The organism is Marinobacter sp. LM1, from assembly GCF_042763285.1.
GTDB classification, from domain to species: Bacteria; Pseudomonadota; Gammaproteobacteria; order Pseudomonadales; family Oleiphilaceae; genus Marinobacter; species Marinobacter nauticus.
In genome coordinates this window covers 4,172,792-4,196,887 of record NZ_CP114373.1, presented here as the reverse complement: position 1 = coordinate 4,196,887, position 24,096 = coordinate 4,172,792, and the positions used below count along the sequence as shown (strand labels likewise).

Genomic DNA, 24,096 nt, shown 5'->3' with positions numbered 1-24,096 from the left:
AGTCGGATATCAGCGGTTACTGGAAATCAGGTTCAGGAATTCGGTCCGGGTTGCCTGGGATTTGCGGAACTGCCCGAGCATCATGGAGGTTTTCATACGCGAGTTCTGTTTCTCTACGCCGCGCATCATCATGCACATGTGCTGGGCTTCAATGACCACCGCGACGCCCTTGGCCTGGGTAACGCTCTCGATGGCTTCGGCGATCTGACGGGTCAGGTTTTCCTGAATCTGTAACCGGCGGGCATACATGTCGACGATGCGGGCAAACTTGGACAAGCCCAGCACCTTGCCCTGGGGCAAATAGGCGATGTGGCACTTGCCGATGAAGGGCAGCATATGATGCTCACACATGCTGTACAGTTCGATGTCCTGAATCACCACCATTTCGTCCATGGCGGACTCAAACACGGCGTTATTGACCAGCTCTTCGAGGTCCTGCTGGTAGCCGCGTGTGAGGAACTGCATGGCCTTGGCTGCACGCATGGGCGTGTTCTGGAGGCCTTCTCGATCCGGGTCTTCGCCCAGGCCCTGGATAATAGTGCGGTAGTGATCGGCCAGATCATCAAGGGGTAGAGACATAATCGATTCCGGTTTGGGGTGTCTGAAAAAGGCCAAAGCTTAAGGCAATTCGCAGGGTATCTCCATGGTTTACGTCTGTGGCGTAGAAAAGGACCACCGCACAGGCCGCCGAAGGCGATATGGCCCCGGCCGCAGCTTTGCACTAAAGTATGAGGAGTTTCGGGTACGGTCATGGATTGCACATGGAACAGGTGATACCGGGTTCAGAAGTGGCGGCATCTGGTCGCCAGGAGACATTTACGCTGGAAGCCTGGCAACAGGCTGGCAAATGGTTCTGTTACGAGGGGCATGCCATCTTCAGCCGCATGGGAGGGCAGGGTGAGCCGCTCGTTCTGCTGCATGGCTTCCCAACCGCGAGCTGGGACTGGAGCCGGATCTGGCCCATGCTGGTGCGCGAGCATAACCTGCTGACTTTGGACATGCTCGGTTTCGGTTTTTCCGATAAACCTTTGCATTATTCCTACAGCATCGAAGATCAGGCGGATTTGATTCAGGGCTGGATTGAGGGGCTGGGTCTGGAGCGGGTCCACCTGTTCGGCCATGACTACGGCACCACCGTCGTCCAGGAACTGCTGGCCCGCGAGCAGGAGGGCGAGCTGTCGTTTGCCATCAGCAGTGTCTGCCTGCTAAACGGTGGTCTGTTTCCGGAAGTTCACCATCCCCTGTTTATCCAGAAGATTCTGCGCAGCCCCCTGGGTGGCCTCATTGGCCGGGGGCTCAGCCGATCGCTCTTCGAACGCAACTTTCGACGTCTGTTCGGGTCACGTAATCCGCCGGGCAGGCAGGACATGGACGACTTCTGGCATTTGCTGAACTACAACAACGGCCGGGGCGTGTTGCACCGCCTGATCCAGTTCATGGAGGAGCGTCGTTGTCACCGCAACCGCTGGGTCGGAGCGTTGCAAAAGGCGGAGCAGCCCATGCGACTGATTTCCGGCGGTGCCGACCCGGTGTCCGGCGCCGCCATGGCCCGGCGCTATCGGGAGCTGATCCCTCAGGCCGATGTGGTGATGTTGCGCAATGTCGGGCATTACCCCCACTTTGAGCAACCCTGGGATGTCTACAGCGCCTACAGGGAGTTTCGCAAGGCGCGCTAGCCAGCTCAGGCCGGTGTGGTGCCGCCGGTGGCCGGGTCTGCCAGTGGTGCCGGATCCAGGATGTCCTCCTGGCTCGCGAGCCTGGGAGCGTTCACCACCTGATTCCGGCCACGGGATTTCGCTTCGTACAGAGCCTGGTCTGCCCGGTTGAGCCATACGGACCAGGTCTCGCCCTGGGTGACTTCCGCCACGCTGGCACTCGCGGTAACCCGGATGTCATCCAGAAACGGCCGGGCGCTGATGCTGGTCAGCAACTGGTGCGCCAGGGTGTCGGCGTCTTTCTGGCGGGTTTCCGGGAGTACTACCATGAATTCTTCGCCGCCGATACGGAACAGCTGATCGCTTTCCCGCAACCGCTTGCGTACCCGCAGCGCCATTTCCTTGAGCACCTTGTCTCCGGCCAGGTGGCCCCAGCGGTCATTGATGGTCTTGAAATAATCCAGATCAATCAGTACCAGGCTGGACACCCGTTCATAGCGTTCCCGCATCTGAATCTGGCTGTTCAGGATATCCGCCAGTTGGGAGCGATTCAGGCAGCCGGTCAGTGGATCGGTTGTCGCCAGGCGGGTAAGCTCGGCCTGCAGGCGCCCCACCAGCCAGGCAAAGATCATGGCAAACAGGCAACTGAGACCGAGGGAAAAAGTGATACGCCAGAAGTCGGCTTCGGGAAATTTGAAGAAGGACACTACCGCCATGACCGACACAAACACGATATTGCAGAAAATGGCTTCACGCAGGGGCAGCAGGAAAAACAGGGCAATGGCGGCGGGATAGGCCCAGTAGAGCCCGGCATGACCATTGATGAGGGTGGAATAGGCTGCGCATACCACGGCCAGTATGGGGAACAGCCGGCCCTTGAAAAAATAGGTACTGCGAAAACGCAGGAACGCGATCACGAGGGCCGCGTTCACGCAGAACAGAATCAGCAGGGATGACAGCAGAACGTTGCCATGCTGCCACTGCACCATGACCAGGGGAGCGACCGCAATAAACGCCCAGATGTGCAGATGATAGACCAGTTGCCGCTTGAACCCGAGAACAGCCAGGGTCGGGTTGGTTGCCAGGGTATTTGGCGAGGCAATTAGATTCACAGCCTACTCCCGCTGTTCATAACCGGCATGTTTCCGTTTGTAATCGATGGCTCAAGTCTAGCACGGAGTCCCGCGAGCGAAAGCAAAAACCACGGATTGACGGTATTCGCAAAAACTATTCTGGAGACATCTGTTATTCAGAATATACATGGCCGTCATGAATTCTGTTCAGTTGGCCACCTCCGGTCGGTCGGATACACTCGCCGGACATTTCAGGGGAGAAAGGAATGACTGCCATTCACAGTCGGAAGCCGGCACTGACCATCCGAGCAGGTCGCCGGGCTTTGCAGCGCTTGCAACAGAAACCGCTGGGGCCGGAAGATGTCCACGTGATTCCGGGGGCAGCCGGTGGCCCGAAGGCGCTGGGAATCAGTGGCCTGGACAAGGCCATTTTTGGTGACTGGTTGCCGCAGGCTCCCCAGGAAAGGGCTCTGATCGGATCTTCCATCGGCAGCTGGCGGTTTGCCGCCATTGCCTCTTCAGATGATCCCAAGGCCCAGTTGGCCCGCCTGGCCGAGCTGTACACCAGTCAGCGATTTGCCAAAGGCGTCAGCGCTGCGGAAATCTCCCGCAAAAGCATACTGTTTCTGGAGGAGCTGCTGGGGGGCCGGGAAGACTTTCTGCTCAGCCATCCCTGGTACCGGTTGAGCATTGTAGTAGTGCGCAGTCTTGGCCTGTTGCAACACGATACCCGTGGCAGGCTGAGCCTCGGGTTGATGCGGGCTATCAGCGCCAACATGGTCAGCCGCCGGCACCTGGGTCGTTTTATGGAACGTGGCATTGTGCACGATGCCCGGAGCCGCGCGCCGGTCTCAAGCCTGGTGGATTTCCCCAGTCATGAAGTGCCCCTGAGCCGGGATAACCTGTTGCCGGCCCTGCTGGCGTCCGCTTCCATTCCCCTGGTGATGTCCGGAGTCCGCAATATTCCGGGCGCGCCAGAGGGTGTATACCGGGATGGCGGACTGCTCGATTATCACCTCGACCTGCCTTACCAGCAGCCTGGTATTATCCTCTATCCGCATTTTACGGATCGTGTGGTTCCCGGCTGGTTCGATAAAACCTTGCCCTGGCGCCGGGGCGATGCCAGTCGACTGCAGGATGTCGTGCTGGTATCTCCGTCACCGGATTACCTGGCAACCCTGCCGGATCGCAAACTGCCGGATCGCAAGGACTTCGAGAAGTACGTCGGCGATGATGCCGGTCGCGAACGAGCCTGGCGTCGAGCGACCTTGGAGAGTGACAGGTTGGGTGATGAGTTTCTTGAGCTGGTTGAGAGTGGGCGGCTGCTGGACCGGATTCAGCCCTTGTGAGTCGCTGGTAGATCGCGCTGGCCGTCTATGCGGGCCCTAATCCGGGGTAGCACTGAGCCGAAAGCCGGTAATGCCGTGGACGGGATCCTTGATGGGTTTCAGGCGCAGACAGACCCGCACTGGCCGGGTATCCTCGGCCCCGATCAATACCAGATCGGTTCGGGTCAGGTCTTCCTCGCTGCGGGCGCTGTCCAGGCTTTCCCGGAACCGGCTGCGGTCTTGTTCGGATACCAGTTGTTCAAACGGCTGATCGGTCAGGTCGGAGGGCGCGCGACCGAGCACGTCGGCAATCTGGGCGGACACAAATCCGATGCGCCCCTGGTGATCCAGTTCGGCGATTACCGCTCCGCCCAGCCGGACCAGATCCCGGCTTCTTGCTTCGCTGTCGTTCAGCGCATGCCGGAGCACAGACTTCTCCACCTGCAGATTGGTAATCTGTTGTTGATCGCGATCGAGTTGTGCCTGTTGCTGCCGGATTCTGGCATTGCGGATGGCCAGTCGACGGCAGGCGACCAGCATCAGTAAGGCTGCGAGTACCGAGATACCGGCACCTGCAGTAAGAATCTGCCAGCGCGCCTGGTTCGAGGCCCGGTCTATCCACCCTGCGCTGGGCGTCGTGGTGACCATCCAGTGCCTGCCGGGCAGTGTCAGCTCGGTCCGCAGGGCCTCGGAATCCCGGGGCTCGTCTACGTTGCCGAGCTCCAGCACAGCCTGTTTGGTGTGTCTGGCGAGCGTATCGATTCGAAGCTGCAGGCCCTCGGGCAGATCTGTCGCCAAAGCTGAGGTCAGCGATGCAGGCAATTGCTGCCCCGGCGTGTGTTGTAGACGGGCTGCGATCGTCGCAACCAGAGCCTGATGCCTGGCATGGTAGGCCTCAAGGCCAAGGTCAGCGATAGTTCGCGCCAGGGTGTTGGCCAGTGCCACTGACACCAGTATGCCGATACCCAGGATAACCCCGGGAATCCAGAGACCCGGCCAGAGCCGGAATCGGGTGCCGGGTGTGTTACGAAGGTCGCTGTCCATGCTGGTGTACTCCCGCGGGGCCTTTGCTGCTCGGATACCGCCTAACTTTAGACCAGCAATACCAGCCCGGCAATTCAGGCGCCGCCCTGTGCTGACTGGTGGCGCGGATGGTCAGTGCCGGCTCTGGCGGGCACCTGCATACACCATCAGGAACACCAGAAATGCAGTGACCACCACCGATGGTCCGGCCGGCGTGTCCAGGTACCAGGACAGGGTCAGTCCGCCGGACACCGCCACCACCCCGAAGACCACTGCCAGGGCGGTCATGTGTTCGGGATTGTGGGCCAGTCGGCGTGCGGTTGCGGCCGGAATAATCAGCAGGGCGGTAATCAGCAGGACGCCGACAATCTTCATGGCCACCGCAATCACCAGCGAAAACATCAGCATCAACGCCAGCCGCAGGCGTTCCACCGGAATCCCTTCTACCCGTGCCAGTTCCTCATGAATGGTGCTCATCAGCAGGCCGCGCCAGAGCAGCGCCAGCAGAGACAGGATAAAGGCGGCGCCACCGTAGATCCAGACCAGATCCTGTCGGGTCATGGCCAGCAGATCGCCAAACAGCAGGCCGGTCAGGTCCACCCTGACATCCGGCATGAAGCTCAGTGTTACCAGGCCAATGGCCAGCGCGCTGTGCGCCAGGATGCCGAGCAGGGTATCGGTAGCCAGGGTGCGGGTCCGGGACAGCAGCACCAGGGCCAGCGCAATGAGCACACAGGTAATCACCACACCCAGATTCAAAGGCACGCTGATCAGAAAACTAAGCGCGATGCCCAGCAGGGCCGAATGGGCCAGCGTATCTCCAAAATAGGCCATGCGACGCCAGACTACGAAGCAGCCGAGGGGACCGGCCACCAAAGCCACGCCCAGGCCGCCGAGCAGCGCCCGCCAGAAGAAGTCGCCCAGCACCGCATCAATGATGGTCATGGCTGCAACCTTCGTGGGCGTCCGCGGTAGAGACCACATCGCCATGGAGGTTATGGCGATGGTTGTGATGGTGGTGATAGACCGCCAGAGACTCGGCAACCTGATGACCGAAGGTTTCCACAAAAGCCGGGTCCTGGGAAATATCCTCCGGATATCCGCTGCAACATACGTGCTGATTAAGGCAGATAACCCGGTCTGTGGCCGCCATCACCAGATGCAGATCATGGGAGATCATGATGATACCGCAGTGCAGCTCATCCCGAAGCTGGCGAATCAGATCGTAGAGTGTGGCCTGGCCATTGATATCGACCCCCTGGGCGGGTTCGTCCAGCACCAGCAGATCGGGTTTCCGGGCCAGTGCCCGGGCGAGCAGCAGTCGTTGTTTTTCGCCGCCGGACAGGTGGTGGACGGACGCATCCAGTAGATGCGCGACCCCGGTCCTTTCCAGCGCTGCCTTGCAGTCTGACAGTGCACGTCCGCTGAGCAGCATGAAGCGCCGGACACTCAGTGGCAGAGTGGGCTCCAGAGTCAGGTGTTGGGGTACGTAACCGATCACCAGACCGGGCGCCACCGATAATTGACCGCTGGTCGCCCGCTGAATCCCCAGAACGGTTTTGATCAGCGTGGTTTTGCCGGCACCGTTCGGGCCGATGATGGTGACGATATCGCCCCGGCTCACGGTCAGGTTGACCCGATCAACCACCGGCCGGTCGTCAAATGCCACCGTAACCTGTTCTAGCCGGACCAGGGGGTCAGTCATTCGTTTGCTCCCCCTGACAGCGGGGGCAGAGGCCAGCCACTTCGAGGGTAACGTCGTCAGGAAGGAAGGCTTCCGCGCGCGCCGCGGATTCGATGGCCTGATTGAGTTCCGGCATGGCCAGTTCCAGCACCGTGCCGCACTGTCGGCAGATCAGAAAAGTACCGCGATGATGTTCACCGGCATGGGAACAGCCGACGAAGGCGTTGAGCGAGGCAATCCGGTGAACCAGTCCATGTTGAAGCAGAAAGTCCAGGGCCCGGTAGACCGTGGGGGGGGCGGCGTTATGTCCATCCGAGGACAGTTTGGCCAGAATATCGTAGGCGCCCAGCGGCTTGTGGGATTGCCAGATCAACTCCAGTACCCGTTCACGGATCGGAGTGAGGCGGGCGTTTTCATCGCGGCAGATGGCATGGGCATCGGACAACGCCTGGGCGACACAGGCCTGATGGTTATGGGGACGGTAGGGAAGTGCGCGTTCCGGCATGGCGTGGATCCTGCAAAATTTGCAACATTATAACATTTGCAGGCGGCCACGCCATGCCGACCGGAGGCTCAGTGATGTGCGTCGACGGCCAGGGATTCCAGGTATTCCAGATTCGGGATCCAGGCTGGCTCGCCGTCTACTTCCACCTGCATCAGGTCCGCAGGGCCGGGGTCGCCGTCCAGTTGTCGGATCTGGTCTTCCATCAGGCGCGCCTGGCTGGGAATGCCCTGGGTGACCAGGGCCATGAACGGGGTGCTCTGGTGATTCGGGCCGATGGTATTGAGGATAATGATGCGGCCACGGTTGTCACCAGGGATGGTGAGCTTGTTGCCGTTGGCGGCATCGTAGGAAATGACCGGCAGTGTGAGCCCGCGCCAGTCCAGGAATCCGGCCAGCCAGTCCGGTGTATTGGCGCCGGCATCGTTGCTGGTGAAATCCACCACCTCGGCAATGGAGACGTTGGGCAGCAGGAGCTGGCGGTCCGAGACCGGTATCATGACGCAGGACAGGGATTGGCTGTTTTCACTCATTGCTTGTTACCTCAGGCGGAATCCCGTTTTTGCCGGCCCTTGAGCAGGCAGTTGTTCTCAATGACTTTTACCAGTTCCCTGGCCAGTTGCTCCGGAGTGCCACAGAAACTGGCGCAGCCGGTGGCGGCCACCGAATCGGGCATGGAGCTGTTACCACAACTGGTGCTTTCCTGAACCCAGATGCGGCTGCCATAGGCCTTCAGCATGGGTGCAGCGATAGCGCCGTCGTTGCCCATGCCGGAAAACAGGATGGCATGGCAGTGTTTGCCATAGTGATCCGCCACGTTCAGCAACACCTGATCTATCGATGGGCCATAAGGGCCCGGCCAGGGATGATTCTGTTCCGTCAGCTGGCCCTGGCGATCAAAGCACCACTCTCTTTCTACCGGCATCAGCACCACATCGCCATTGCGTACCCGATAGCCCTCCTCGGCCCGCTTCAGCGAATAGTGGGCGTGCCGGCCCAGAACCCGGGTGAGGACTTCGGTAAAATTGCCATCAATATGTTGTGCATAGATAAACCCGACCGGTAGCCTTGGCGGCAGGTGATCGAGAAAGGTCTTCACCGCTGCAGGACCGCCCAGCGAGGCTCCGAGAATCCAGACGTCCTCAGCCACCGAACCCGGCGCCGCCGGAGTTATCCAGTGTGGCAGCGTAGGCGCGTCCACCGCATCTGGCGTGGTCTCGGCCAGCTCTTCAATGTCGTTGGCGGTATCCAGCTGCTCCAGATGCCCGAGCTGTTTTTCCAGCTTGTCGAGCAGCCGGCGTTCCCAGCGAAAGTATTCCGTGGTGCCGGGCTTGGGAGCCTGGTCCAGGCCGAATAAGACCGGTGCTTCTGTATTTTCCAGCAGATGCTCGAACAGTGCCGGGTGATCCGCTTCGTCTTCCAGGGTCACCAGCCAGAGCGCCGCGTCCGGAAACGCCGGGTAGTCCATCAGCCGCTCGGGATCTCCCGAGAAGCTGACGTCCAGGCCAAATTTTCCGGTCGCCGCCTGCAGCCGATGCCGTTGCAGCACCACATCGGACACAATCCCGACGCCAGGCCGGCCGTGAGGGCCGGCCATCACCGGTTCCCGGTCAGCCGCTTGATGGTGTCAAGCAGCTCAGTTTCCTGGAACGGCTTGCCAAGGTACTCGTTGACCCCGATGGCCAGAGCACGTTCCCGGTGCTTTTCGCCTGTCCGCGAGGTGATCATGCAGATCGGCGTATCTTTCAGGTTGTCGTCGTGGCGCACAAAGCTGGCCACTTCGAAACCATCCATACGGGGCATTTCGATATCGAGCAGGATGATGTCCGGCCGGTGGTCCTGAAGCTGGGCAACGGCGTCGAGACCATCTTTGGCGGTCACCACTTCCATGCCATTGCGCTCCAGCAGACGGGAGGTCACCTTGCGCACCGTAACGGAGTCGTCCACCACCATAACCGTCGTGGCTTTTTCCTCGTAGCGGGCGCTGTCCCGTGCCTTTTCCAGATTCGCCAGGCGCTGGCGTTCGGACAGGATGTCGGAGCGGATCATCGCCGGCAAGTCGAGGATTACAACCACGTTGCCGTCACCGAGAATGGTGGCACCGGAAACGCCCCGGACGGAACTGAACTGCGGCCCGAGGGATTTAACCACGATTTCCCGGCTACCCATCAGCTGGTCCACCTGCAGAGCCATGGGCTGCTCCGCGCCGCGCACCAGAATGACCGGCAGTGGCAGAGCCTGGCCCTGAAGCTTGGGCTGGTGGTCACTGTTGAGCAGGCTGCCCAGGTACTGCAGGCGATACTGCTGGCCGGCATACTCGTACATGGGGGCGTCTGGCTTGTAGTACTCTTCCAGCTCGTAGGTGCTGACCCGGACAATACCTTCGATGGTGTTGAGCGGGATGGCGTAGAAATCTTCCCCGGTGGACACCATCAATGCCCGGTTGACCGACACGGTGAACGGCAGGCGTACGGTGAAGGTGGTGCCACGGCCCAGGGCGGAATCGATGTCGAGGCTGCCGCCGAGCTGTTTGATTTCGCTGGCAACCACGTCCATGCCCACGCCACGACCGGAAATCTGGGTAACCTGCTGGGCGGTGGAGAAGCCCGGCTGCAGAATGAACTGCAGGATTTCCCTTTCCGAGAGGTCTTCGTCGGCGCGCATCAGGCCCTGGCGAACGGCCTTGTCGCGGATAACGTCGGACGGAATGCCTTTACCGTCGTCCATCATCCTCAACACCACATCACCGCCTTCCCGGGTCAGGGACAGAACCACTTCACCTGTGGCCGGTTTGCCTGCCTTGGTGCGGTCTTCCGGCGTTTCGATGCCGTGGTCCAGCGCGTTGCGGAGCATGTGCTCAAGCGGCGCGACCATCCGCTCCAGAATGTTCCGGTCCATTTCCCCTTCAGCATTGCGTACGTCGAAATCGACTTTCTTGCCGAGTTCGCCACTGATCTGGCGCACGATGCGGCGCAGACGGGGCACCATGGAGGAGAACGGAATCATCCGGGTCTTCATCAGACCTTCCTGGAGTTCCGTATTGATTCGTGATTGCTGAACCAGCAGGGTTTCGGTGTCCCGAACCCGCTCGGACAGGGTTTCACGCAAATCAGCAAGGTCCGAAGTGGATTCGCTCAGGGCCCGTGACAGCTGCTGGATGGAGGAGTAGCGGTCCATTTCCAGCGGATCGAAATCGTCGCCGTAGTCCGGCCCGTGCTCCTGCTCGGCCCGGAACAGGATCTGCGCTTCGGTTTCGATATCCATGCGCCGCAGCTGTTCCCGCAGACGTTCGATGGTGGCGGCCATTTCGTCCAGGGTGTAACTGAAATCACTGCTCTGTTGCTCCAGGCGACCCCGGGTAATACTGGTTTCACCGGCCAGGTTAACCAGCTCATCCAGCAGCGGTGCCGATACCCGAATGGTTTCCTGGGCGGCTCTCTGTGCATCGGCGGCTTTCTTGCGCGCCTGGGCCGCGGATTTCTCCGGTTTCGCAGGTGCCGGAACCGGTTTGGTCGGGGCTGGCTCCGCAGTGGAGGCCTTTGGCACCGGCGCGGGTTCTTCGCGAACCGGTTCGGGTGCTTTCTCCGGCTGCGGGGCAGGTGCCGGTGCGCCGGATTCAAAGCGTTTGCGGATATCCGCCACCAGCGCGATGATGGCATCGTGATCGCCGGTGATGGCCTGCCATTGCTCCTCGGTTGGCGCGTTACCGCCCAGATCGATCAGGCGGGTCTCGAAAGCATGAGCCTTGTCGCCAAGCTCGGAGAGCTGGGACAGACGGGCGCCGCCTTTGAGGGTATGCAATGCCCGTTGTGCTTCCCGGTTGAAGTGCTCATTGGCCGGCTCACGACGCCAGTCATCGAGTAGCTGCTCCAGCTGGTCCATGATTTCGCCAGCTTCTTCCAGGAAGATTTCGAGCACTTCCGGATCCACGGAGTCCGCTTCAGCCGTTTCTGGCTGTGGCGATTCTGTTCCGGATGTGTCCTCCGCTGGTGCGGTAGTGCGCAACGCGTCGATCAGGGCCGTGTCGGCATCGGGCTTGCGACTGTCTTCCAGCGCATCAAGCATGGATTTCAGGCTGGCCGCGGCGCGGTCACTCAGGCCAAGCATGGCCGACTGGCCCCGGTCGCCGGCAATCAGCTGGTCCAGGGCGTCGGCCCAGGCTTCGGCCAGATCCGCAATCGGGTCGACATCCGACAGTCGCGCGCCGCCCTTCAGGGTGTGCAGTTCCTGCTGCAGGCGGGTAATGCCAGCCAGTTCCTCCGGCTCCTCACGCCACTGGTCGAGGCACTCGGTAATGGCCTCGTGGATTTCCAGGCCTTCGTCCAGGAAGATGCCAACCAGATCGTCGTCGGTGGCGTCTTCCAGGCTCTCGCTAAGGCTGGACGCGGATTCTTCGGATTCTGCCGCCGGCTGTTCACTGATTTCCAGTTCTTCCAGTTCGCTAACGTCGCGCTCACCCGGCTCTGACTGCGGCGGTGCCTCCGAAGGCAGGGATTCGCCGCGCAGAATGGCCTGAACCTGATGCACCAGTTCTTCGGCTGGCGGGCACGGCTTCTGGGTCGCCACCTGCTCTACCATCTGAGCCAGGCGGTCGTGGCAGGCAAACAGCAAGTCGGTCATCTGACCGCTGGCTTCAAGCTGGCCTTCGGCCACTTTTTCGAACAGATCCTCAAGCACGTGAGTGAGATCGCCGATGGCCTCGACTCCGGCCATGCGGGCGCCACCCTTGAGGGTATGCACATCACGCTGCAGTTCGGCGGCAACCTCCCGGTTCGAGGGGTCTTCGCTCCAGGTATGCAGGGCACTGCCGGTGGAGTTGATCAGGTCGTAGGCTTCTTCCAGGAAAATGCCCACCAGTTCCGGGTCCAGATGGGACAGATCGGTGGCCTGGAGCTCTTCCTCCTCTGCACCTTCAGTTTCTTCGGTGCTTTCCTCGAGCTCGGGCTCCGGCAGGGTCAGCTCTTCGTCTTCCGGCTCCGCAGAGTCATCGGTGTGTACATCGGTTACCGGGCGAGTGCCGCGGGCGCCATCGATGTAGGCATGAATCTCGGTGATCAGATCCGGCGCGGGCCTCGGCGCCTCACTGGCTTCAAGTGCCTCGACCATGCCGGCAAGCCGGTCATGGCAGCGGAACAACAGGTCAGACAGAGTGTCATTGATCGAGAATTTCTGCTCGGTCAGTCCTTCAAACAGGTTTTCCAGTTCGTGGGACAGGTCACCCACGGCCGGAATGTCGGCCAGTCGGGCGCCACCCTTGAGGGTGTGCAGGTCACGCTGGAGCAACCGCAGGAGGTCCAGGTTTGAAGTGTCCTCGCTCCAGCTGTACAGGGCTTCCGCGGTGCTGTCAATCAGGTCGCGGGCTTCCTCCAGGAAGATTGCTGCCAGCTCGTCGTCCATGGCCTGATCGTCTTCAGACGTTTCCGGCAGTGGCGGCGTTTCTGTCAGCTCAGGTTCTTCTGTTGCCTGCTCCAGTTCATCCATTTCCAGGCTGAGGTCGATCTCTTCCAGATCCTCGGTGAACTGCTGCTCGAACTCATCCGGTTCTGCGGGCTCGGCTGCGGTTGCCTGTGCCAGCGCCTCAAGTTCCTGAATCAGTTCCTGGCTGGGTTCAGTAGCCAGCCCGGCCGCCACCTGATCCATCATGTTAATCAACTGCTCATGGCCGGCGCGCAGGGTCTGGAATACATCATCGCCCGGCGGCAGGCCCTGCTCTGAAATCGCGGTGTAGGTGCGGGTCAAAGCGGCGGCCAGTTCGGCAACATCGGGCAGATTGGCGTCCGTCGCACCCTGGGTCAGTTGCTCCAGTTCGGCACGGAGGGTTGCCAGTGCCTCGTCCTGCTGCGGGTTTTCAGACCAGCGATCGAGAATGCTTTCGGCATCCAGAACGATATCCAGGCCTTCACCCAGGAACAGCTGTACCAGCTGTGACGACGATTTCCTGGCGGGTTGTTCGTCGTCTGCCTGGGCATGGCTGGTGAGTGTCTGCTCACACACCTGGTGCAGGCGCTCAAGGTACTCGTCGGTGCCTGCCAGCGGTGCCTGGGGATTCTCCCGAATCTGGGCAAGCCCTTGGGTCAGGAAGCCCGCCGCATCACTGATCAGCGCCAGTACGTCGCGGTCTGCCCGTTTGTTCTGAGCCCGGGATTCTTTGATAAAGCGCTCAAGCGGCGTAATGACTTCCGCAATCGGCGCGATACCGGCGGTGTTGGCACTGCCTTTCAGGGTATGCAACGCCCGAGAGAGATCGTCCGTGTAGGCGGCGGTGGCTTTGTCGCCCGCAGCCTCCAGGTATTCCTTGATGGTCTGCAGATGGGTCTCGGTTTCGTTCTCGAAGATATCCAGCAGCACCGGATCCACTTCGTCTTCTCCGGGCAGGGCATCATACTCAATGCTGTCTTCCGGAGTGACGGTACCGGCCGTTGTTTCCTCTGCAGACTCTGTGTCGGTGTCCACCAGCGGCATGGCGGTGGCATCGGGAATTTCGCCATTGGCCAGGGCATTGGCCCGCGCCTCCATGGCAGATGTGTTCAGGCTCGGCGCCTGGCGTTTCTCAAAATCGGTGACCAGCGCCGGCACCGAATCGGTGACATCCTGAAGCAGCTGGGCAATATCATCATTCATGAACACGCTGCCGTCGATCACCCGGTTCAGCATGTTCTCGACCGACCACGCCAGCTCCCCGATCACGGTAGCGCCAACCATCCGGCCACTGCCTTTCAGGGTATGAAAGGCCCGCCGAACTTCTGCCAGGGCACTGCGGTCATCGTGCTGACGTAGCAGCATGGGCAGGTATTCGCGAATGGTGTCGAGTACCTCGCCAGCTTCCTCAATAAAGATCTCGAGGATTTCGTCATCAATGAGATCGTCACTGTCGTCCGCTTCTTCAACTTCGCTCGTTGGCGCGGTAGCGGGCGTTTCGGGCATTTCGATTTCGTGCTCGGCGGCGGCCTCGTCTGCAGTTTCTGCTTCGCCTGTGGTCTCTTCGGCCACCTGTCCGGTTTCTGCGCGTCGGGTCGTTGCCAGCGCTTCAGCCTGTTCAATCAGCTCGTTGACGTCGCCACTGGTCTCGCCGTTCCGGAAGTCCTCAATCAGGGAAGGAATACGGGCGTTGACCTGGTCCACCAGGGTGAACATGTCATCGGTCGGTTTGATGGTCTGGTCGATGACCCGATTGAGCAGATTTTCCACCGACCACGCCAGTTCGCCGATGCTGGTGGCGCCGACCAGGCGGCCACTACCTTTGAGGGTATGGAAAGCCCGGCGAACTTCAGTCAGAGCTTCGCGATCGTCGTGATCCTGGCGCAACCTCGGATAGAACTCGTGGATGGTCTGCAGAACTTCTTCCGCTTCCTCAACAAAAATGCCGAGTATTTCATCATCCAGCAGCTCGGCATCAGAGGTTTTGGCCTCTGGTGCGGTGGTCTCTTCGGCGCTGGCCTCAGGTTCTTCAGCCACGGGTACTTCAGCCGGGGCCTCTTCGGTTTCTTCCGTCAGGCTCCAGGTGGGCTCCTGTCCGACCGGGAAGCCGAGACTGGCGAGGCTGTCTTCGGCCACGCGCAGGATAGCGTCGTTATCGCTGATGCCATCTGCCAGTCTCTCCAGGTAATACTCGATACTGGTAACGGCATCGGCCAGGGTGTCGAGCTGTTTCCAGTCCGGAACCTGTTTGTTGCTGAGCAGTACGTCGGTGACGTAACGCTCGGCTGAGGCGAGCATATCGGCAACGCGATCCAGTGGCACCAGGCTCAGACCGCCACGGATACTGTGCAGGAGTCCGGGTACGTGTTCGATTTCACGGGCATCCCACTGGGAGGCAATGAAATTGACGATGGCGGATTTAACCTGCTCCAGGGTATTCCGGGATTCGCGGATCAGCGCTTCGCTGGCCTCTCCGAGTTCACGGGAGCCCATGTTGATGGCGGAGGCTTCCTCGGCCGAGCCGGAAGACTGCTCCGGGCGTCGCTCGCTGTCGAGACCAGCCAGACTGGCCTCCACGTAAAGCACGGCACCGGCAATGTCCATCAGGGTGCCATCGTCGACCACTTCGGCCTGCTGGCAGAGTTTTTCTACCAGTTCAATCTGTTCGGTGACGACCTTCCGGGGAATGCCAAGACCAAGAACGGCCAGGGTGTTGGCAACCTGACGCAGGCCGGGCAGTAACTCGTCCAGTTCGCTGTTCTGACGAAATTCGGCCCGCACAAACAGGTCAAGCTGATCTTTCAGTCGAGCCAGTTCTTCGTTGAGGGCACTGACCACGGAGTGGATGGCGTCCCGGCCTGGACCGGATACCCGGTTGCGGGCCGCATCCACGTCGTCTTCCGAGGGCAGGGCGCTATCCAACTGATAGGCCTGACGCAGTGCCTGAACCTGAGGGCGATCGAGATCCCGGGCGCGGGCGACGTAATACAACAGGTGTTTGAACAGCGCTTCCGGAACCGGCTGCTGAAGGATATCCGCATGTTCGTCGGTGAGCCGGCGGATCTCGGAATCCAGTTCCCTGAGCAGGGATTTGACGGCGGTGTTCACCGGGTTGACCCGGGCTTGCAGAGTGTCGACAAAGGCGCTGGCCGCTTTCCAGAGTTCGCCCCGGGGCGTTTTCTGGCACAGGCGCACCAACCGCTGGATTACCTTCTGCATGTAATCGAAATGGGCGTCGAGGTCCGCCTCGCGAACCACGCCAGCAAGGGCAAACTGGTACATCTGGCGCAGCTTGCGCAGGTGGCCCAGGACTTTTGGATCGTGCAGGCGTTCAGACACCTTGCCGCTGACCCTCATCTGTGAAGCAGAGAGATCCGGCTTGAACAGGGAGGTGTCGGACAACAGGGAGTCGCCCCGGGCGGCCCGGAGATCGTTGAGCAGCGGCAGCAGAACCATGGGAAAGTCATCGCTGCTGCTGCCAATGTGCTCCAGATACTGTGGCAGCTGTAGAATGGCCTGCATCAGCACGTTGACGGCATCGTCAACGCTGGTCACGGTTTCGTTGAGAATGGCCTGGGTCAGTTTTTCCATCTCTTCGGTGAGCAATGCTGCACCGTAGAGTTCCACCATTTGCAGGGTACCGTGTACCTGGTGAAGGTAATTCAGGCAGAAGCGCAGGCGCGCAGTGTCGTCGCGATTCTCGACATACGCTTCAAGTGCATGCTGGCCCTGGGTCAGCGTGTCCTGTATCTCTCCCCGAACCCAGTCGAGGGCGATGCTGTCATGGTGATTGCCCATAACCACTCCGGTTATTCTTCGTCGGACTGGCGCTTGATCCACGCCAGTACATGTTCCGAGGGAACCCTCTGCAGGCCCGGTGGCTGCCAGTCGGTCAGTTCACCCTGGCCAAGCACCAGTAACCCCCCCGGTGCCAGACGCTCTGCGAGCCGTTTGACGATCTCCCGTCGGCGCCAGCGACGGAAGTAGATCAGCAGGTTCTGGCAGAAGATAATGTTCATCCCGTGCATGGGGGCTTTATCCAGATCCAGAACATTGAGCCTGGTAAAGCACACCCGGTCACGGATGCTGTTCACAATTTCTACGGTATTCCGCTCCGAGGGCCGGAAATACCTGGCTTTCAGGTCTTCTTCCATTCCCAGCAACTTGCGGGCATTAAACCGGCCCTGGCGCGCTTTTTCGATGGCCGGCTGACTGATGTCCGAGCCGGTTACGCCGAAGAGCGGTTGCACGCCCAACTGAGCCATGCCCTCGTTCAGGATCATTGCGAGCGTGTAAGGCTCCTCGCCGGTGGAGCAGCCAACACTCCAGGCCTCCAGGGCCCGCTTCCTGAACTGTTCCCGGGGACGGGTAAGCACATAATCCGCCACCAGCCGGAAGGCGTCCGGGTCCCGGAAAAACCGGGTTTCCTGAACAGTGAGCCGGTCTACCAGTGTGGCCCACTCCCTGACAGCATCCGGGCCGGATACGATTTTCTCGTAATAGGCCTGGTAGCTGCTGCAACCGATTTCGCGCATCCGGATGCCAAGATTGGTTTCCAGAAACGAGCGCCGTTCGGTGGTCAGGGTTATGCCGGTGCGGTGCTCCAGCAAGGTCTGCCACTGGCTGAACTGCGCGTCGTCCATATCCGGCAGACGGCGCAGTGACCAGATGCCTTCGGCGGGTGACAGTTGGTTATGCGTATGCGCCATAGACCGTCATCTGCCCCGGGCCGGTGATCAGCTGACCACCGGTACGTCGCTGTTTTCCTCTTCTTCCTGATTGGCCATTTCCTCATCCGGCAGGGTGAAGCCGGCAACGGAGGACCGCAGCTCGGAGGCCATTTCTGCCAGGTTACCGATAGACTTCGCGGTAGCGTTGGTACCGGAGGAAGTCTGGGAGGTGATTTCCTGGATAACGTTCATGGTGTTGGAAATGTGCGCCGCAGAGGATGACTGCTGACGGGCGGCGTTGGAGATGTTCTGGATCAACTCCGCCAGGGACATGGATACGTTCTCGATTTCCTCGAGGGCGATACCCGCGTCCTGGGCCAGTCGGGCACCACGGACCACCTCGGCGGTGGTGTGTTCCATGGAGATAACCGCTTCGTTGGTATCAGACTGGATCGTCTTAACCAGGGCTTCAATCTGCTTGGTTGCTGCAGAGGAACGTTCCGCCAGGCGCTGAACTTCGTCCGCAACCACCGCGAAGCCCCGACCCGCGTCACCGGCCATGGAGGCCTGGATTGCCGCGTTCAGGGACAGGATGTTGGTCTGGTCGGCAATGTCGTTGATCAGGGATACGATATCGCCGATTTCCTGGGAGGATTCACCCAGACGCTTGATCCGCTTGGACGTTTCCTGGATCTGCTCCCGGATGTTATCCATGCCGCGAATGGTGTTCTGTACCACTTCTGCGCCTTTCTTCGCGATCGCAACCGACCGCTCCGCAACCGCGGAGGATTCGGCGGCGTTCGAGGATACCTGGTCGATGGACACGGCCATCTCGTTAACCGCAGCGGAGGCGCCGGCAATTTCCTGGGCCTGGTGCTCGGATGCATCGGCGAGGTGCATGGCCGTGGCCTGAGTTTCCTGGGCGGCGGAAGCTACTCGTACCGCAGTACCACGAATGGCCTGTACCAGGCCGCGCATCTGGTCGATCGCGTAGTTGATGGAGTCGGCGATGGCACCGGTGAAGTCCTCGGTTACCGTGGCCTCTGTGGTCAGGTCACCATCGGCCAGATCGGCCAGTTCGTCCAGCAGTCGCAGGATCGCGTTCTGGTTCTGTTCGTTCTGCTCCTGGGTGGTGGCCAGACGCTCCTGGGCGTCGCGGTACAGGGCAAGACCGATAAAGACAACAATCGCAACCATGGCGGCCAGGATGGCGAAGGCCAGGGTCGGGCTGATCAGACGGGAACTGGACTGGGTAGCGAAGTTGTCGGCCAGAGTCGACAGTTCGGCCAGCAGGTTCTCGGAGTTCTGGAAGATGTCACTTGCGGCGGTACGAACCTTGAAGAGGTCGGGAGAGGCTTCAAGGATCGCGTCTACGTTCTGGGAAACGAACTGGAACAGCTCGTCAACCGCTTCCAGACCATAGATGGCGTCTTCGTCCGCTACGCGGGAGATGCCCATGGCGGGATTGCCATTGAGCTGGCCGTCAAGAACCCGGCCGAACAGGCTGGCGTCCCGGCCGAAACGGTCGGCCGCGATAACGGCGTCTTCGTCACCGGACAGTACGTTGTTAACGGAGCGGACAATACGCTCTGCCAGCAGCGACTGACGCTGGGCCAGAGAGATCTGTTCGGCAGGTGCACCGTTATCCAGCAGAATCTGAACGATGTCGTCGTATTCCACCTGCAGCTGGGGAATGGTTTCGTTCAGGGTCCGGGCTACTTCGTGCAGGCCGAGTACTGCATCACGGGTGGAGAGGATGCTGTCGGCGTTTTCACGAACGGTGTTCCAGTGTTCCTGTACGCCACTTTGCTGGGCCAGTTCACTGGGCGGGAGGCCGGTTTCCGGGTTGCCCTCGGTCACGTTGGTCCAGAGCTGCTGGAACTCATCCCGCGAACGACGGAGTTGGTCGAAGGCTTCGGCGGTACCACCGGCGGCCTCGGTCGCGTTCTTCGCGATCTCCTGGGAGAGTACCCGCATTTCCGCGGTGTTGGCGATGTACTGCTGGTCGTGCTGACTGTCCTGGTTAATGATGAACAGTACCACAACGAGCAGGACGGTAAGTGCAATCAGCGCTGCGATCAGGCCGGCAACCAGTTTGTTGCCTCCCTGTCCCATACTGAGTCTTCCGGCTCTGTTTTTCATTTTCTGGCTCCCGGCCTCTTTCTTCTGGAAATGGCAAGTATGTGTAGCGGGTTTCAGACGGTCAGGGTGATGTTCCTGCCAGTACCATCACCCTTACCACTGTGCAACATCAAGAAAGCGTTCGTCTTCCACCAGATCGGCGGCTGAGAACACTTTCCAGACCTCCTCATTACGCTCGTAACCGCCGCTCACAAACGGACGAACGCTGTCGGGCACCCCGTCGGGGGTGGCCCTGAAACTGTCTTTGGCGAAGTACTGCATGCCCAGTACGCTGTCGACGACCAGGCCACTGAATACGTCGCCCTGCTCAACCACCAGAACCCGCCGTTCACGCAGGCTGCGGGAAGAGCGGGGCACATCGAAAAAGGTGGCGAGATCGACCAGGGGTAACAGGCGGCCGCGAACATTGGCCGCTCCCATCAGGAACGACCGAACCCCCGGAACATGGGTGAACCGGGGTACATGCAGGATTTCGGTAACTTCGCCCATGGGGGCAACGTAGCGCTCGCCCGAGAGAATAAAACCGATGCCGTTCCAGAGTTCAACGGCTTCCTGTTGTTCCGGCAGACCGGCGGCCATGGACCGGCTGCGCTGGGCGATATCCGTCAGAACGGCAAAAGGGGCGGCCTGGGCGGACATGCGTACTCCAAGGTTGGGGATCAGGCAATCAGGCTGTTGATTGTTTTGATCAGGTCGTCTTCGTTAACTGGCTTGACCAGATAACCCTTGGCACCCTGGCGGGTTCCCCACACCCGGTCAGTTTCCTGATCCTTGGTGGTTACGATCACAACCGGGATGGAAGCGGTTTCCGGCGCACGGGTCAGCTGGCGGGTCGCCTGAAAGCCGTTCAGGCCGGGCATGACAACATCCATCAGCACCAGATCCGGAGTTTCCGCGCGGGCCTTGGCCACACCATCGGCGCCATTATCTGCGGTCAGCACTTCGTGCTTGTGTTTTTCCAGAATGGTGGAAATCTTCTTAACTTCAGTTGGCGAGTCGTCAACAATCAGAATGCGGGCCATGGTTTCCTCGATGGTTCTGTGTGTCAGCAGGGGTTACTGTTCCGCCTGAGGCATGTATTGGCGGATGGTGTTAAGCAGCTCATCCTTGCTGAACGGTTTGGTCAGATACTGGTCCGAGCCTACGATTCGGCCTTTTGCCTTGTCGAACAGGCCGTCCTTGCTCGAAAGCATGATAACCGGCGTCTTTTTAAAGGAGGAATTGTTCTTGATCAATGCGCAGGTCTGGTAGCCGTCCAGGCGGGGCATCATGATATCCACAAAAATGATGTCCGGCTGGGAGTCGGCAATCTTGGCCAGAGCGTCAAAGCCATCTGTGGCAGTGATAACCTCACAGCCAACCTTTTTAAGAAGGGTTTCCGCGGTGCGACGAATGGTCTTGCTGTCGTCAATCACCATGATCTTCAGGTTCTCGAAGTTGTCATCCATTGTCCAACTGCCTTGCGCTCTAGCGACTGTCGTTATTTTCAAACGGGGGTTTTAACACAAACGTTAAGGTTGTTCTATAAACCCCGCTCATTTATAGAGTATCCATGGCCGGATAAAAAGTATTAGTTTGTGACCAAATGTACTTCTGCCGCTGCCATCACGGATTTATCTGCAGATTTCTCCGGATGCATTCACGGCTCGGGTACAATACCATCTGACCTCTCAGCATAGCACTTTATAACCGGTCCGCTCTGCTGACCGGTTCGTGTTTTCTTACCGACAGTTCCAGGAGACGCTATGACAATCCGGCTGGGGATCGTGATGGATCCCATTCAGAATATTCACTTCAAGAAAGACAGTTCTCTGGCCATGCTGCATGCCGCCCAGAAACGTGGCTGGGAAATCGAGTACATGGAACTGCCGGATCTCTATCTCGCAGGCGGCCAGGCCCGGGCTAACACCCGTGGGCTGACGGTGCACATGGATCCGGACAACTGGTACAGCTTCGGCGCCAGTCAGGATCGTGCGCTGGGTGACCTCGACGTCATTCTGATGCGGCAGGACCCACCGGTGGACCGGGAGTTCCTGATGGCCACCTATATACTGGAATCGGCGGAGCAGCAGGGCGCTCTGGTGGTCAACCCGGCGGCCACCCTGCGGGACTGCAACGAAAAACTGTTTGCCACCCAGTTTGAAGATCTGACACCGCCGCTGATTGTGACCCGCTCTGCCCAGCGTTTCCGGGAATTCTATGCCGAACATGGTGACATCATCATGAAGCCGGTGGACGGCATGGGTGGCCGCTCGATATTCCGGGTCAAGGAAAACGATGCCAATCTCGGGGTCATCATCGAAACCCTCACCAATTATGGCAGCCATCAGGCTATGGCCCAGAAATTCATCCCTGAAATCACCGAGGGTGACAAGCGTATTCTGCTGATTGAGGGCGAGCCGGTACCCTATGCCCTTGCACGCATTCCGTCGCACGGTGAGAATCGCGGCAACCTGGCCGCCGGAGGTCGTGGTGAGGGCCGGGAGCTGACCGAGCGTGACCGTCAGATCTGTGCCCGGGTAGCGCCGGTGATCAAGGAAAAGGGCCTGATGTTCGTGGGGCTTGATGTCATTGGTGACTATCTCACGGAAATCAACGTCACCAGCCCCACCTGCATTCGTGAGCTGGATGCGGCGTTTGGCATCGACATTGCCGGCATGCTGATGGACGCCATCGAGCGACGTCTGGCCAGAGACTGAAGACCGATCACAGCTTTTGAGCGCACAAGGAGACTCAGGAACCGTCATGGCAACCCAGGTTAGCGATTTCGATCGGTTTTCCTTCACCCTGTTTATGGCATTGGCCGTTCATGCCATGTTGGTGTTGGGGATTACCTTTGCCCCGGAATCGCCCCGGTCTTCGGCTCAGACCATGGAAATTACCCTGTCCCAGTTCAACGATGAGCAGGCGCCGGAGAAAGCCGATTTTCTGGCCCAGACCAGTCAACAGGGCAGTGGCTCGGAAGAGCAGGCCATGGTAATGACCTCGCCCAATCCCTCCGAGATCAGTCAGCCGGATCTGGCTCAGGTGCAACCCGAGCCACAGACCACCACCCGGCCTCAGCCGCAACAGGAGCGGGCGGTCGTCCAGACCGAGACTCGCACCGAGCGCCAGGCGTCAAGGCCCGAGGAGCGAACCGAGCCCCAGGAAGAGCCCTTGCCCCTGAGCGAGAAAAAGAGCCTGATGGAGCGCAGCCTGGAGATTGCCAGCCTGGAGGCGCGGTTTGACGCACAGCAGCGGGCCTATGCCCGCAAACCCCGGGTAATGCGGGTAACGGCAGCCTCGACCCTGAAGTCCAGCAACGCCTGGTATGTGCAGAACTGGGTGAGCAAGGTGACCAGGGTGGGTAACATCAACTATCCCACCGAAGCCAGGCAGGCAGGCATCTACGGCACCCTGCGCATGCTGGTTTCGCTGAAGAAAGATGGCACAATCAAGGAAGTGGCAATCCTCCAGTCCTCCGGCAGCACGGTGCTGGATGATGCCGCAATCCGAATTGTGCGTATGGCCGCTCCGTTTGCGCCTTTCCCGGAGGAAATGCGTCAGGACGTGGACGAACTGGAAATCATACGCACCTGGTCATTTCAGAGACGGGGGCTTACATCAGGATGACGGCCGAACACGACACCACAGGCAGTCTCAGGCACCACTTCCTGGTGGCTTCGCCCTGGTTGGCTGATCCCCGCTTTCACGGTGGGGTGATCTACCTTTGCGAACACTCGGAGGAGGGCGCGCTGGGGCTGATGATCAATCAGCCGCTGGATATCCACCTGGGTGAGATCCTCGAGCAGCTCGACATGCACGGCGGGGAGCTGGACCTGCCGGTATACACCGGCGGGCCGGTTCAGCCAGAGCGCGGCTTTGTTCTGCACTCGCCGGGCCGGCAGTGGCAGAATACCGCGCGAGTCACCGATGGGGTGTTCTTGACCACCTCCCGGGATATTCTGGAAAGCATTGGCCGGGATGAGGGGCCGGAATCGTTTCTGGTGGCACTGGGTTACTCTGGCTGGGGCGAGGGTCAGCTGGAGGAAGAGCTGGGCAGCAATGCCTGGTTGACCTGCCCTGCCAGCACCGACATTCTGTTCCGCACGCCGGCAGACCAACGTTACCAGGCGGTACTCCGCCTGATGGGCATTGATCTGAACCAGCTCAGTGATTCGGTGGGTCATGCCTGATCCCGGTAACCGTCGACTACTGGCCTTTGATTTCGGCACCCGGCGTATCGGGGTGGCGTCAGGGCAGGAAATGCTCGGAACCGGCCAGCCCCTGGCCATGCTTCCGGCCAGGGACGGGATCCCCGACTGGCAGCAGATCGAGGCGCTGCTGGCGGACTGGCAGCCGGATATTGTCCTGGTCGGCCTGCCTCTGAATATGGATGACACCGAAAATGAGATGTGCGCGCGGGCCCGCAAGTTCGGCAAGCGTTTGCACGGCCGCTACCATGTCACGGTCGAAATGGTGGACGAACGACTCACCAGCTACGAAGCCAAGGGCGAGGTGATGGCCGGTGGTGGCAGCCGCGATTTCGGCCGCCACGGCGTCGATGACCGTGCCGCCGTGCTGATACTGGAAACCTGGTGCCGGGAGCAGGCCGGCTGATC

20 protein-coding genes are annotated in these 24,096 nt (G+C 60.1%); 6 read left to right on the top strand and 14 right to left on the bottom strand.

Features of this window, described 5'->3' with window-relative positions:
• Nucleotides 1-9: 9 nt before the first annotated feature.
• Entirely contained in the window at nt 10-579 is a 570-nt protein-coding gene (folE, locus tag OZ656_RS19555) for a GTP cyclohydrolase I FolE (protein WP_011787185.1), read from the bottom strand.
• Nucleotides 580-761: 182 nt separating this feature from the next.
• Here folE and OZ656_RS19550 point away from each other — a divergent pair, with 182 nt between their 5' ends.
• Nucleotides 762-1,676, top strand: coding sequence for an alpha/beta fold hydrolase (locus OZ656_RS19550; RefSeq protein ID WP_183580935.1), 915 nt, complete (start codon nt 762-764; stop codon nt 1,674-1,676).
• Nucleotides 1,677-1,681: 5 nt separating this feature from the next.
• Here OZ656_RS19550 and OZ656_RS19545 read toward each other — a convergent pair whose 3' ends face one another.
• Nucleotides 1,682-2,767, bottom strand: coding sequence for a GGDEF domain-containing protein (locus OZ656_RS19545; RefSeq protein WP_153739626.1), 1,086 nt, complete (start codon nt 2,765-2,767; stop codon nt 1,682-1,684).
• Between the two features lie 227 nt (nt 2,768-2,994).
• On the opposite strand from OZ656_RS19545, the gene OZ656_RS19540 reads away from it, so the two are divergent.
• Nucleotides 2,995-4,077: a patatin-like phospholipase family protein gene (locus OZ656_RS19540; protein ID WP_153739625.1), complete on the top strand. Its 1,083-nt coding sequence runs from the start codon at nt 2,995-2,997 to the stop codon at nt 4,075-4,077.
• A 36-nt stretch (nt 4,078-4,113) separates the two neighbouring features.
• Here the strand turns inward: OZ656_RS19540 and OZ656_RS19535 are convergent, their stop codons facing one another.
• From OZ656_RS19535 to pilG, 12 genes are all read right to left on the bottom strand, one after another.
• Nucleotides 4,114-5,100 (bottom strand): PAS domain-containing protein, encoded by a 987-nt coding sequence (locus OZ656_RS19535; protein ID WP_379944820.1) that lies wholly within the window; start codon nt 5,098-5,100, stop codon nt 4,114-4,116.
• Nucleotides 5,101-5,211: 111 nt separating this feature from the next.
• Nucleotides 5,212-6,024, bottom strand: coding sequence for a zinc ABC transporter permease subunit ZnuB (gene znuB, locus OZ656_RS19530; RefSeq protein ID WP_153739623.1), 813 nt, complete (start codon nt 6,022-6,024; stop codon nt 5,212-5,214).
• On the bottom strand, nt 6,011-6,784 hold the full coding sequence (znuC, locus tag OZ656_RS19525; RefSeq protein WP_022991335.1) for a zinc ABC transporter ATP-binding protein ZnuC: 774 nt from the start codon (nt 6,782-6,784) through the stop codon (nt 6,011-6,013). Before znuC ends, znuB begins: the two co-directional genes overlap by 14 nt.
• The gene (locus tag OZ656_RS19520) at nt 6,777-7,268 is read right to left on the bottom strand and encodes a Fur family transcriptional regulator (protein ID WP_153739622.1); all 492 of its coding nucleotides are present in this window, start codon (nt 7,266-7,268) and stop codon (nt 6,777-6,779) included. Before OZ656_RS19520 ends, znuC begins: the two co-directional genes overlap by 8 nt.
• 68 nt (nt 7,269-7,336) lie before the next feature.
• Complete coding sequence (locus OZ656_RS19515; protein ID WP_011787177.1) at nt 7,337-7,798, bottom strand: chemotaxis protein CheW; 462 nt, start codon at nt 7,796-7,798, stop codon at nt 7,337-7,339.
• 11 nt (nt 7,799-7,809) lie between these two features.
• On the bottom strand, nt 7,810-8,862 hold the full coding sequence (locus OZ656_RS19510) for a chemotaxis protein CheB (protein ID WP_153739620.1): 1,053 nt from the start codon (nt 8,860-8,862) through the stop codon (nt 7,810-7,812).
• Nucleotides 8,862-16,481, bottom strand: coding sequence for an Hpt domain-containing protein (locus OZ656_RS19505; RefSeq protein ID WP_379944819.1), 7,620 nt, complete (start codon nt 16,479-16,481; stop codon nt 8,862-8,864). The genes OZ656_RS19510 and OZ656_RS19505 overlap by 1 nt, the downstream gene beginning before the upstream one ends.
• 11 nt (nt 16,482-16,492) lie before the next feature.
• Nucleotides 16,493-17,392, bottom strand: a complete 900-nt coding sequence (locus tag OZ656_RS19500) for a protein-glutamate O-methyltransferase CheR (protein WP_011787174.1) — start codon at nt 17,390-17,392, stop codon at nt 16,493-16,495.
• 27 nt (nt 17,393-17,419) lie between these two features.
• A complete protein-coding gene (locus OZ656_RS19495) occupies nt 17,420-19,495 on the bottom strand; it encodes a methyl-accepting chemotaxis protein (protein ID WP_011787173.1) in 2,076 nt (691 codons plus the stop codon).
• Between the two features lie 93 nt (nt 19,496-19,588).
• Complete coding sequence (locus OZ656_RS19490; protein WP_224850813.1) at nt 19,589-20,134, bottom strand: chemotaxis protein CheW; 546 nt, start codon at nt 20,132-20,134, stop codon at nt 19,589-19,591.
• Nucleotides 20,135-20,154: 20 nt separating this feature from the next.
• Nucleotides 20,155-20,517: a twitching motility response regulator PilH gene (pilH, locus tag OZ656_RS19485; RefSeq protein ID WP_011787171.1), complete on the bottom strand. Its 363-nt coding sequence runs from the start codon at nt 20,515-20,517 to the stop codon at nt 20,155-20,157.
• 33 nt (nt 20,518-20,550) lie between these two features.
• The gene (gene pilG, locus OZ656_RS19480) at nt 20,551-20,943 is read right to left on the bottom strand and encodes a twitching motility response regulator PilG (RefSeq protein WP_011787170.1); all 393 of its coding nucleotides are present in this window, start codon (nt 20,941-20,943) and stop codon (nt 20,551-20,553) included.
• Between the two features lie 297 nt (nt 20,944-21,240).
• On the opposite strand from pilG, the gene gshB reads away from it, so the two are divergent.
• The 4 genes from gshB to ruvX are packed head-to-tail and all read left to right on the top strand — an operon-like array spanning nt 21,241 to nt 24,094.
• Complete coding sequence (gene gshB, locus OZ656_RS19475) at nt 21,241-22,194, top strand: glutathione synthase (RefSeq protein ID WP_379944818.1); 954 nt, start codon at nt 21,241-21,243, stop codon at nt 22,192-22,194.
• Between the two features lie 46 nt (nt 22,195-22,240).
• A complete protein-coding gene (locus OZ656_RS19470; RefSeq protein ID WP_379944817.1) occupies nt 22,241-23,107 on the top strand; it encodes a TonB family protein in 867 nt (288 codons plus the stop codon).
• Nucleotides 23,104-23,670, top strand: coding sequence for a YqgE/AlgH family protein (locus tag OZ656_RS19465; RefSeq protein WP_379944816.1), 567 nt, complete (start codon nt 23,104-23,106; stop codon nt 23,668-23,670). Before OZ656_RS19470 ends, OZ656_RS19465 begins: the two co-directional genes overlap by 4 nt.
• Nucleotides 23,663-24,094 carry a Holliday junction resolvase RuvX gene (ruvX, locus tag OZ656_RS19460; protein ID WP_011787166.1) on the top strand — a complete coding sequence of 144 codons (432 nt, stop codon included), beginning with the start codon at nt 23,663-23,665 and terminating at the stop codon, nt 24,092-24,094. The genes OZ656_RS19465 and ruvX overlap by 8 nt, the downstream gene beginning before the upstream one ends.
• Nucleotides 24,095-24,096: the final 2 nt, after the last annotated feature.

Excerpts from the sequence above, each read along its gene's own strand:
- folE (WP_011787185.1), bottom strand. The coding sequence starts at position 579 with ATGTCTCTACCCCTTGATGATCTGGCCGATCACTACCGCACTATTATC.
- OZ656_RS19550 (WP_183580935.1), top strand. The coding sequence starts at position 762 with ATGGAACAGGTGATACCGGGTTCAGAAGTGGCGGCATCTGGTCGCCAG.
- OZ656_RS19540 (WP_153739625.1), top strand. The coding sequence starts at position 2,995 with ATGACTGCCATTCACAGTCGGAAGCCGGCACTGACCATCCGAGCAGGT.
- OZ656_RS19535 (WP_379944820.1), bottom strand. The coding sequence starts at position 5,100 with ATGGACAGCGACCTTCGTAACACACCCGGCACCCGATTCCGGCTCTGG.
- znuB (WP_153739623.1), bottom strand. The coding sequence starts at position 6,024 with ATGACCATCATTGATGCGGTGCTGGGCGACTTCTTCTGGCGGGCGCTG.
- znuC (WP_022991335.1), bottom strand. The coding sequence starts at position 6,784 with ATGACTGACCCCCTGGTCCGGCTAGAACAGGTTACGGTGGCATTTGAC.
- OZ656_RS19520 (WP_153739622.1), bottom strand. The coding sequence starts at position 7,268 with ATGCCGGAACGCGCACTTCCCTACCGTCCCCATAACCATCAGGCCTGT.
- OZ656_RS19515 (WP_011787177.1), bottom strand. The coding sequence starts at position 7,798 with ATGAGTGAAAACAGCCAATCCCTGTCCTGCGTCATGATACCGGTCTCG.
- OZ656_RS19510 (WP_153739620.1), bottom strand. The coding sequence starts at position 8,862 with ATGGCCGGCCCTCACGGCCGGCCTGGCGTCGGGATTGTGTCCGATGTG.
- OZ656_RS19505 (WP_379944819.1), bottom strand. The coding sequence starts at position 16,481 with ATGGGCAATCACCATGACAGCATCGCCCTCGACTGGGTTCGGGGAGAG.
- OZ656_RS19500 (WP_011787174.1), bottom strand. The coding sequence starts at position 17,392 with ATGGCGCATACGCATAACCAACTGTCACCCGCCGAAGGCATCTGGTCA.
- OZ656_RS19495 (WP_011787173.1), bottom strand. The coding sequence starts at position 19,495 with ATGAAAAACAGAGCCGGAAGACTCAGTATGGGACAGGGAGGCAACAAA.
- OZ656_RS19490 (WP_224850813.1), bottom strand. The coding sequence starts at position 20,134 with ATGTCCGCCCAGGCCGCCCCTTTTGCCGTTCTGACGGATATCGCCCAG.
- pilH (WP_011787171.1), bottom strand. The coding sequence starts at position 20,517 with ATGGCCCGCATTCTGATTGTTGACGACTCGCCAACTGAAGTTAAGAAG.
- pilG (WP_011787170.1), bottom strand. The coding sequence starts at position 20,943 with ATGGATGACAACTTCGAGAACCTGAAGATCATGGTGATTGACGACAGC.
- gshB (WP_379944818.1), top strand. The coding sequence starts at position 21,241 with ATGACAATCCGGCTGGGGATCGTGATGGATCCCATTCAGAATATTCAC.
- OZ656_RS19470 (WP_379944817.1), top strand. The coding sequence starts at position 22,241 with ATGGCAACCCAGGTTAGCGATTTCGATCGGTTTTCCTTCACCCTGTTT.
- OZ656_RS19465 (WP_379944816.1), top strand. The coding sequence starts at position 23,104 with ATGACGGCCGAACACGACACCACAGGCAGTCTCAGGCACCACTTCCTG.
- ruvX (WP_011787166.1), top strand. The coding sequence starts at position 23,663 with ATGCCTGATCCCGGTAACCGTCGACTACTGGCCTTTGATTTCGGCACC.